General features: G+C 34.2%; 8 protein-coding genes and 2 pseudogenes. 1 reads left to right on the top strand and 9 read right to left on the bottom strand.

The annotated features are described in order from the left end of the window. Window positions 1-22: 22 nt before the first annotated feature. Both ACJ5GX_RS00695 and ACJ5GX_RS00690 read right to left on the bottom strand, forming a co-directional pair. A pseudogene (locus ACJ5GX_RS00695) lies at window positions 23-269 on the bottom strand (IS630 transposase-related protein); the annotation flags it as partial. Window positions 270-346: 77 nt separating this feature from the next. Next, window positions 347-994 (bottom strand): heme exporter protein CcmB, encoded by a 648-nt coding sequence (locus tag ACJ5GX_RS00690; RefSeq protein ID WP_007302672.1) that lies wholly within the window; start codon window positions 992-994, stop codon window positions 347-349. 108 nt (window positions 995-1,102) lie between these two features. Here ACJ5GX_RS00690 and ACJ5GX_RS00685 point away from each other — a divergent pair, with 108 nt between their 5' ends. Continuing rightward, complete coding sequence (locus ACJ5GX_RS00685) at window positions 1,103-1,480, top strand: TraR/DksA family transcriptional regulator (protein WP_007302671.1); 378 nt, start codon at window positions 1,103-1,105, stop codon at window positions 1,478-1,480. Here ACJ5GX_RS00685 and ACJ5GX_RS00680 read toward each other — a convergent pair. From ACJ5GX_RS00680 to ACJ5GX_RS00650, 7 genes and pseudogenes are all read right to left on the bottom strand, one after another. After that, a pseudogene (locus ACJ5GX_RS00680) lies at window positions 1,470-1,947 on the bottom strand (transposase). The gene ACJ5GX_RS00685 and the pseudogene ACJ5GX_RS00680 overlap by 11 nt on opposite strands. Before the next feature lie 27 nt (window positions 1,948-1,974). Continuing rightward, window positions 1,975-3,141 carry an ankyrin repeat domain-containing protein gene (locus ACJ5GX_RS00675; RefSeq protein ID WP_373051521.1) on the bottom strand — a complete coding sequence of 389 codons (1,167 nt, stop codon included), beginning with the start codon at window positions 3,139-3,141 and terminating at the stop codon, window positions 1,975-1,977. A gap of 299 nt (window positions 3,142-3,440) precedes the next feature. After that, window positions 3,441-4,721, bottom strand: a complete 1,281-nt coding sequence (gene ispG, locus ACJ5GX_RS00670; protein WP_007302669.1) for a flavodoxin-dependent (E)-4-hydroxy-3-methylbut-2-enyl-diphosphate synthase — start codon at window positions 4,719-4,721, stop codon at window positions 3,441-3,443. Between the two features lie 16 nt (window positions 4,722-4,737). Continuing rightward, window positions 4,738-5,364, bottom strand: coding sequence for a TRP75-related protein (locus ACJ5GX_RS00665; RefSeq protein ID WP_052264768.1), 627 nt, complete (start codon window positions 5,362-5,364; stop codon window positions 4,738-4,740). Window positions 5,365-5,540: 176 nt separating this feature from the next. Further along, entirely contained in the window at window positions 5,541-6,098 is a 558-nt protein-coding gene (locus ACJ5GX_RS00660) for a hypothetical protein (RefSeq protein ID WP_007302667.1), read from the bottom strand. Between the two features lie 181 nt (window positions 6,099-6,279). Beyond that, window positions 6,280-8,391 (bottom strand): DNA translocase FtsK, encoded by a 2,112-nt coding sequence (locus ACJ5GX_RS00655; protein WP_012481755.1) that lies wholly within the window; start codon window positions 8,389-8,391, stop codon window positions 6,280-6,282. After that, window positions 8,392-8,670, bottom strand: coding sequence for a YggT family protein (locus tag ACJ5GX_RS00650; protein ID WP_082241856.1), 279 nt, complete (start codon window positions 8,668-8,670; stop codon window positions 8,392-8,394). Window positions 8,671-9,132 lie beyond the last annotated feature (462 nt).

Here is a 9,132-nt window from a genome sequence, read left to right as displayed (position 1 = left end):
TTGTCTACTAATATTGCCCCAGCATCTCTGACTGAGTTTTGCCACCTTGCTCATTTGCAAATTCGGCAAATGCATTCCAGTCGGTAATTTTATGCCACGCTTCCAAGCTTTTTTGATTGAAAATCTCCCGTTTTCTCACGTTTTTTCTTCCACTCATATAAAGTTGTTTTTCCAATCTTAAATCTCTTGGCAACAGTTTCTCCACTCTCTCCTTCATCCAATGCTTCCATTACCTTTTTCCTTAAGTCATAACTATTTGCTACTGGCATGCTTACCATCACTACTATAAATCCATATCTTACCTTTTTTGGACTATTATGAGAAGTGCTATAACTAGTAAGTTTTTTCAATCCTGCTCCACAGCAAATTTTAATGCTATGTGAGTAGTTATAGTGCTGTTAACAATTAAAATGACAAAAACTAAGATGGTGATTAGTAGTGTATAAATATTCAAGGATAAATTTTCAAATTGAGTTAGCAATTTGAAATATACAAAAGTTGGCATTATCATTGGCAAAACAAGAATTTGCGACACTCCTGATGCTAAGTTATTTCGACCAATCATCAATGCATTTCCAGTAGCTGAAATATTAATGATTATCAGCGTATTAAATAATAAAGACACTCCAACTGCTATTGAATGTTCAATATTATTGCCTAGAATTGCAAAGCTGAACATGAAAGAAATCACTGAAATCGGTAACCCAAATAACAACCAGTGAGCGAAGATTTTATAAGCAACTATCAGCCTAGAAGAGAGTGGCTGTAAAAAGATTTGCTCTAATATTCCATCATGATAATCAGATGTAAATAAATTATTTGTAGAGATCTGCAAAACAAATGTAGCACATATCCATGTTAATGTTAATATGACTTCTTGTTTACTGTTGTTTTCAAGTGTATATGAAGATAAACTTAACATTATAATAAAAATACATACTATATAAGTAAGATTATTATCATTTATTACTAATTTTTTTACCAAACTAATCATACCAGGATTTTAAATGTTTATTATAAATTATAGTGTTTACTTTGAGGGTAGTATAATTTTTTGTGTTTACAAGTTATATAAGTTTTAATATATTTTATTGATAATGCTATGGAAAAATTAATAAAAATAAAGTTACCGGAAGATTACGTTCCTTCAGAAAATGAAGAATATATGAACGTAAAACAACTGGAATACTTTAGCTTAAAGTTACAATCAATACTCTCTGAACTGGAGAAACAAGATCTAGAAGATAGTAGTATTTATTCTGATAGTGAAAATGGAGAATTAATTAAGCGCCGAAAAGATAGAAAAGAAAAAATTAAGGAGGCGTTGGAAAAAATAAAATTAGGCATTTATGGTTACTGCGATGGAACGGGAGAAGAAATAGGAGTCGAAAGACTTAAAGCTAATCCGCTTGCTATGTATTGTATTGAAGAACAAGAGAGAATAGAAAAAGAAAAGAACGTGTATAACATTAATGATTAGAACTTGTTCGCAAATTCAAGCATATTTCTCTCCTTAACATAACTCTACTCATAGCCAGATATATGAAATTTTCAGTGAATAAATCTTATTCTTTCGATAGTCTTCTATTCCTAAAGCAAAAGTCCTTTCTACAACCCACCTTCTTGGCTGCACTTTAAACCCCTCATTGGTAGTAGCTAAGGCGGTGTGTCTTTGTTGACTTAGAACCTACATGAAGGCCTTTTGACAATCTCAATATCCATACCATATTCTTCCTTTATATGATTTTTTAAATTTTCTCCTTGGTATCCCATCACATAGTAAATACCGCCATTTACACCTATACACAATACATAGAAAATTGCTTCTAATATTTCTCTTTTGCTATACTTTGACGACCTTCCTCCTTTCCTGTATGATACTCTGGAGTAGCTTTCTATTCTTGTCCATTCCCTTTGACTTAGGTCTGCTGGATGCTTTTTTCTCATCTTTACCCAGCACTAAAACTTTAGATATTATAGCCTTTTACTAATCTCTGGACAAGCTCTAGCTTCGGTAAACTCAGTAGAAGGTTCTTTTGCAAAAAATGCAGCATGTACAGCATTTTTAATGAAAAAACACGCGGCAAGTGCAAATATTGCTGTTGGTATATAACACCAAGGAGAAGCTATACTAAAAAAAGTAGCAGAAGCTACTGTTAAGCAACAACAAGTCAGTATCGTTTGATCACGTAGATAACGTCTATCAACTCCACCGTACTCAGCCATCAACCTTTTAACTTTATCATTGTTACCGTATGGCAGAGTAAGCGTTTTAATCAAATTCATTACACCATTATTAGTGAAATATGGAGCACACTCTATAACTCTGGAGCCATTAACCTTCTGATTAGGATCAGCACCATACTTTAGAAGCAACTCTACATATTTTTCGCGTTTATCGTTGTCACAATTGATTGCTTGATATAATGGAACTCGACCATTTTTATCTAACATATTAGGATTAGCACCATATTTCAAAAGTATTTCCATAGTATGATCATCATCACACAAAAACGCTTTAAACAACGGATTTTTACCATTTTTATCTAACATATTAGGATCAGCACCATATTGTAACAATAACTCTACAATTCTGCTGTCATCGATAACCCTACAATAGTATAACGAAGCTTCATTATGTAATAGCTTTATATTAGGATCAGCACCATTTTCTAAAAGAAGTTTCAAAATACTATAATTTCTTGAATCTTTAGCTTGCATTAAAGCAATAGATAATGGAAAGTAAATATAAATAAGTTTTTCATTGATGTAATCACCAAATCTTCCATCTTTACTGCTTTTGAATTTGGAAAAAAGCTTTTCAAGAAACTTTATATCCTGATTATATAGAGCCCTACTTAAGTAAAACCTCAAATCTCCAGGCGAATTAATTTCATTTAAATTTTCGTCAGTTAGATTTGTAACCTCTTCTATGCTTTCCTTAGTAAGAAATTCATATGCAGAACCTAGCTGCTTAAATTTTTCTTCATTTTGTTTCTTCACAACCTCATTTTTACCTGAATGTTTATCAGGATGATATTTCAAGGCTAATTTTCTATACGCTGATTTAATTTCTTGTTCACTGGGCGCATCGCTTGATTGAAAACCTAATATTTTTAAAGCTTCCTTTCTACCTACAATAAATTCCCCACTGAAATATGTTAAATTAAACGTAACCCAAAATTTCAAAAAGTAAAGCTTTTTATGTCAAATTACGTCTATTTCATAACTGTACAAATATTGTAGATCAGGAAACTTCAGTCCTTGATACTGGAATAACATCTCTATACTACTTAGAGTCAATCTCAATATTAAAAAATTTCTCAAATAGAAAAAAGGCAGAAGAAACCCTATTATCTATTTTTTAAATTTACGTTCTTTATTGTCTCATTTGACGTTCACTAAACAGAATGTAGTCTAAGTACAAACTTGTGAAAGGCTTATGTGTAATGCTTCTCCACATAATCACTAATAATTTCCTTAAATTCTTCAAAAATATTATCACCTTGTAAAGTTTTGAAATATTTGCCGTCTTTGTAGACTGCTGAAACAGGTTTTTCTCCATACCCAGGCAGGCTGATCCCCAGATTTGCATGTTTGCTCTCTCCAGGACCATTTACTATGCATCCCATAACAGCAACTTTCATATACTCTACACCAGGATTCTTTTTCTTCCATACCGGCATATGAGTTTTTATGTAGCCATTTACTTCCTCAGTTAATATACGAAAACGATCGCTACTTGTGCGTCCACAACCAGGACATGAACTCACCTGAGGGTTAAAGTAGCACAAACCTATAGACTGCAGTATTTCCTGACATACTACCACCTCATTAGTGCGTGATTCACCAGGGCGCTGAGTTAAAGAAGCCCGGATAGTGTCTCCAATACCATTTTGCAATAAATAAGTAAGCCCTGCTGTGGTATTTACTACGCCTTTGTTACCCATACCAGCTTCGGTTAAACCCAAATGCAGCGCATAATTGGAAGATTTTGCAAGTGCCGTATAAACTAAAATTAAATCCTGCACTCTACTGACTTTACATGAAATGATTATTTTCTCTGCATTAAGGCCAATCTTTTCAGCTTTTTTTGCACTACCAAGAGCAGACATTACAAGCGTCTTACGTAATATAACATCAGAAGTTTTTGGATTACTAGATAAGGAGTTTTCATCCATTAATTTTTGTGAAAGGTACTTATCAAGACTACCCCAATTTACTCCAATTCTGACAGGAAGATCATGCGTTATTGCATACTCTATAATTTTTTCGAATTTTTCATCACGTTTATCACCAAAGCCTATATTACCTGGATTTATCCTAATTTTACCCAGAATTTTAATGTTGTCTGGATAATCCTGAATCAGCCTGTAGAGCTCATATTGTCCACAGCCTACTAATATCTTACCATCAAAGCCTTCTTTATTTATTTCCTCTACTATATAAGGTATTGCTTTTGCTACTTCCTCTGAGTTCAAAGCAATTCGCACCAATTCTGAACCTGCATGCGCTAGTTCTATTACTTCTTTTGCATATTTCTGAGCACTACTTTTTATGTTGTCAGAATCTATATGTGCACCAAGTGCCATGGATTGAACAACTATAGGATTATTTCCACCTATCTTCACTTGTCCAACTTTTACAGTATGAGTTTTATGCCTGGAAACCGGCGATGACTCATATGCATCATCACTCAATGTCAGGTCTCTATCTAGCATATTATTAATCGTGACACTATTTTACTGTGTCAACTACACTGCCAAATGAACTTGAACCATTTAAACTATGCTGTGTTGTTCTATTTAGATCAGTAATAGAATCATGAGAGCACGTTCTTCTTGATGGACTTTCTTTTATAGTAACATTTATAGGGGAAACTTTTTTTTCTCGTGTTGAAGTAACTTTTTTCCCTTTTTGTTGTTCACTTTTATGCTGCTTACTTTCATACTGAGAAACTGGCTCTTGATCTATAAATACAGCACCCTTTAAACGTGCAAGATTAATACCATGCTGATTGATCATAGCATCCTCCCCATCTTCAACTATGCAAGCTCCCACGTTGTTTGGCTCGTTATCAAGGCTAGCAATTTTTTTTTCTTTTAATTTTTTGATTAGATCTTCTTTATTCATAGCTAGATCTTGTAACTTTTTTTTCTTGAGGAGCTCCCTACGCTTCTCATACAGTTTATATGACTCAGCAAAATCCTCGTCTGCATGAAAGTTTGCACCACCAGGGTTACCAGGAGGTATGTACCTCTTACTGAACTTTACCTTAGACTTCGCTTCAACATTATGTACAGTAAAGAAACTAGAAACCAAAAGTATTAATATAAATAAAACTTTAGAAAAGATCTTAAGCATACTATAGTGAATATTGTGCTTTAAAAGATACCAATTAACAAACTTCAAGTAAATCAGAATCTCTACCAACTTTATAATACAAACATCTTTCTAAAAAATTTACTACCAAAACCTACATAATCTAAAGGAAATTTAAGGTGTTACAAATTTTACGTAACACCCTTTCAAGAAGAGCATTACACTCTTCCTTGCTGTAAGTTATTCTTCAGTTTTTCGGTATCATTCACATTATTAAACTTTCCGCTTGGCATATCTTGAGACAAGTCGTTTTTCTTCTCTTTATCAAGCTTAACTCCCTGATAGATACAGAATGCAACAAAACTAGTTACAGCTATTGCAGCAACAGCACTGACTATGGCACAAGTTAGTATTGCTTGTTCTTGTCCCCCTACCATGTCTGCAAATGTTTCTACTTTTTCTTCTAAGCCTGTAAATTTTTCTTGCAAGCCGCTTAAGTGCTCTTGCATAGCTTGAAACTGCTCAGTACCAATCTTGTCTTCTAATGCACCAAAAACTTTTTCAAACTGCTCAACATCTATCTTTTGAGCTTCTTGCCACTCTTTTAATGCACTAAATACCTCTTCAAACTGTTTAGCATCTATCTTTTGAGCTTCTTGCCATTCTTTTAATGCGCTAAATACTTCTTGAAACTTTTTAGCATCAATATTTTGACTTTCCTGCAATGCTGTTACATCCGATTTATCAAAACCGAATACAAATTTGGTTATACCCATTTTTAACCCCCTAGCTAATTAATATATTACTATTGTACGTTTTTAGTAGTTAATTTAGTATTAAACACTATACAACTGGGATCCAATAAGAAATATCTGGTCATGCGCTGGAACTTTTGAATTCCAGTTATGCAAGAGATCTATTGATCTTAAAATAACTTTCTTTGGTTTAAGTTAAGGGTTATTCTACCAATATCTCTCTCTTTCCTGAGTAACTCGGAGCACTGACAATACCTTCTTTCTCCATTCTTTCAACAATATTTGCAGCTCTGTTATAGCCTATTCTAAGTTGCCTTTGAATGTAACTAGTTGAAACCTTTTGATCTCTCTGAATGATGGCCACTGCTTGCTTGTATAGATCGTTCTCTTCATCTTCTGTTTCACCTTCTGATTCCGCGAAAGAATTTTCATCTTCTTGAGTGATTTCCTCCATGTAGTTTGGCTCACCTTGCGTTTTCAGATGATCAACTATATTTTGCACCTCATCATCACTTACAAATGGACCGTGCACTCGAATAATCTTACCACCAGAGGCCATATAAAGCATATCACCCATACCGAGTAACTGTTCGGCCCCTTGTTCACCAAGTATTGTACGGCTATCTATCTTAGAAGTAACAGCAAAACTAATTCTCGTTGGAAAGTTTGCTTTTATCACACCTGTTATCACATCTACAGATGGGCGTTGTGTTGCCATTATGATGTGTATTCCTGCAGCACGAGCCATCTGAGCTAAACGTTGAATAGAGCATTCTATATCTTTGCCAGCAACAAGCATTAAATCTGCCATTTCATCTACGATCACCACAATATACGGAAATGTCTCCATTTTAAGTGGTATTTTTTCAAATAAAGGTTTACCCGTTGTTGAGTTAAAGCCAATCTGTACAACGCGCTCCAACTCTATTCCGCTATTCATCGCTTCTGTAATTTTTTGATTATAGTTTATTACATTGCGCACATTTAAATATGACATCATGCGATAGCGATTTTCCATCTCTTTCACTATCCACTTAAGAGCAATAACAGCTTTTTTTGGCTCTGTTACCACTGGCGTTATTAGATGCGGTATTGCATCATATATTGAAAGCTCGAGCATTTTGGGGTCGATCATTATCATCTTGCATTCATCAGGACTTAGTCGATAAACAAGCGACAGAATCATCGTGTTAATTGCAACCGACTTACCTGACCCTGTAGTTCCGGCAACAAGCAAGTGGGGCATTTTAGTCAGATCTGCAATAACTGGTTTTCCGCTTATTTCCTTGCCAAGCGCAATTGGAAGATTTAAGTTTGCATTTTGGTATTCTGGCGATTCAAGTAAATCACGCAGCATTACAATCTCTCGCTCCTTGTTTGGCAATTCTATTCCCATGGCATTTTGTCCACGAATTATTGAAATACGTGCAGAAAGTGCACTCATTGAACGTGCAATATCATCTGCAAGACCAATCACTCTTGCAGATTTTGTACCTGCTTGTGGTTCAAGTTTGTATAAAGTCACAACCGGTCCATAACATACACTTATAATTTTTCCTTGCACGCCAAAATCACTCAGAACCTGTTCGAGCAGAGATAAATTCTTATTGCTCTCTAATGCATTCAACTGTTTTCTCTGCAAAGATTCTTCTGCTTTGGAAAGTAAGTGAATGCTTGGAAACTCAAACTCGCTAGAAGGTGGTTTAACAATTTCTTCGGCAGCTTTTTTCTTTCTTTCTTTCGGTTGTTGTTTAGTGGTTATATATTTTTCCTCTACTACTAATGGTGCTATTGAATAATCAGTAGTTTTACGTAACCTGAAAAACAGAACCTTTGTAAAAAGGGAAAATATTTTTTTACATAGGAAAAGCAAAGAATAAACCGTTCTCTTCCAACCAATCAATCCTACAATACCTATTGATGCTACTACTGTGAATATGTAAAACGGGCAGTGGTCAATTAGAGCATTACCGACTATTCCACCGTGCATGTATCTAGCAGTAATGCCAAGCGAAAGTTGCGACAATATAGCATATATTGCTACATTGATTAACGTTAGGTAGATAATTTTCAGCAATGATGCTCTGAAAATTAAAAAGTAAACTATGGTTGTAGCTATTGTAATACTAGCGAGTCCAAGAAATTGAACCAATATATCAGCTAAATATGAACCTACTACTCCGCCCAAATTTGTTACTTCCTGATTTGTAGCTGTATTTAAGGATGGATCTTTATAATTATAGCTAAAAACCGATATATATATATACATTAATAGTGACAAGTATATCGCTGATTTTAGCTGTTTTTTTAACATCTACTTAAAGTAATAAGTAATTGTATATTTTACAAAGTGAATTGCTATTATCAATATCATCACGGATAAATCTAATCCATTGAATGGTTGTATATACCTTCTGATAACCTTTAGTGGAGGATGGGTAAGTCTGTTTAAAGTTTGCATTATGCTGCTTACAATCTCATTATACATGTTAACTACATTCAATTTAATCAACAAATCGAGAGCAATTGAGCATATTAGAACGAAGCTGTAAAGATCAAGTAACAGGTTAAGTAAGTATATGATTGGATGCATATTACTAATTTACACTAAAACCTATTATGTGTAGTGATATGTATAAAATCAAGCCCCACAATAATTTTTATGCTGAAATAGGTGTAAACAATAAGCTATAAGATATTATACCCTTTGATTCCACGTGGATAAAAAACTTATTGATAAATTAACGGAGAGATGTGTACTGTATGAATAGCTTTTTGATCATGTTTATTACATGCAGGATAAGTGTTCAGGTACGTATGAAACCAGCGCTTCTTTTCTTGTCACCTCTTGTTACCTAAATAGCCTCTGTTCAAGTAGCCCCTTTGTTGTCATCCCAGTGCCCAGACACTGGGATGGCTTTGTTGCACCACTCAAGGAAAGAACAGGCAGTTACTGATGGAATTTGTTATAAAATAGATATTTAGCCGACAAAGGAAAAATATGCCAATAAGAATGAAAGTCAGTAACTGCAATGAATATAACAAATTTCTTCAA

Source organism: Wolbachia endosymbiont of Tuta absoluta, from assembly GCF_059414725.1.
The sequence above is the reverse complement of the archived record's forward strand: the minus strand, read 5'-3'. Positions and strand labels throughout refer to the sequence as shown.

Bases quoted from the DNA above. Each gene is read 5' to 3' on its own strand.
- ACJ5GX_RS00690 (WP_007302672.1), bottom strand. From the start codon at position 994: ATGATTAGTTTGGTAAAAAAATTAGTAATAAATGATAATAATCTTACT.
- ACJ5GX_RS00685 (WP_007302671.1), top strand. From the start codon at position 1,103: ATGGAAAAATTAATAAAAATAAAGTTACCGGAAGATTACGTTCCTTCA.
- ispG (WP_007302669.1), bottom strand. From the start codon at position 4,721: ATGCTAGATAGAGACCTGACATTGAGTGATGATGCATATGAGTCATCG.
- ACJ5GX_RS00665 (WP_052264768.1), bottom strand. From the start codon at position 5,364: ATGCTTAAGATCTTTTCTAAAGTTTTATTTATATTAATACTTTTGGTT.
- ACJ5GX_RS00660 (WP_007302667.1), bottom strand. From the start codon at position 6,098: ATGGGTATAACCAAATTTGTATTCGGTTTTGATAAATCGGATGTAACA.
- ACJ5GX_RS00655 (WP_012481755.1), bottom strand. From the start codon at position 8,391: ATGTTAAAAAAACAGCTAAAATCAGCGATATACTTGTCACTATTAATG.
- ACJ5GX_RS00650 (WP_082241856.1), bottom strand. From the start codon at position 8,670: ATGCATCCAATCATATACTTACTTAACCTGTTACTTGATCTTTACAGC.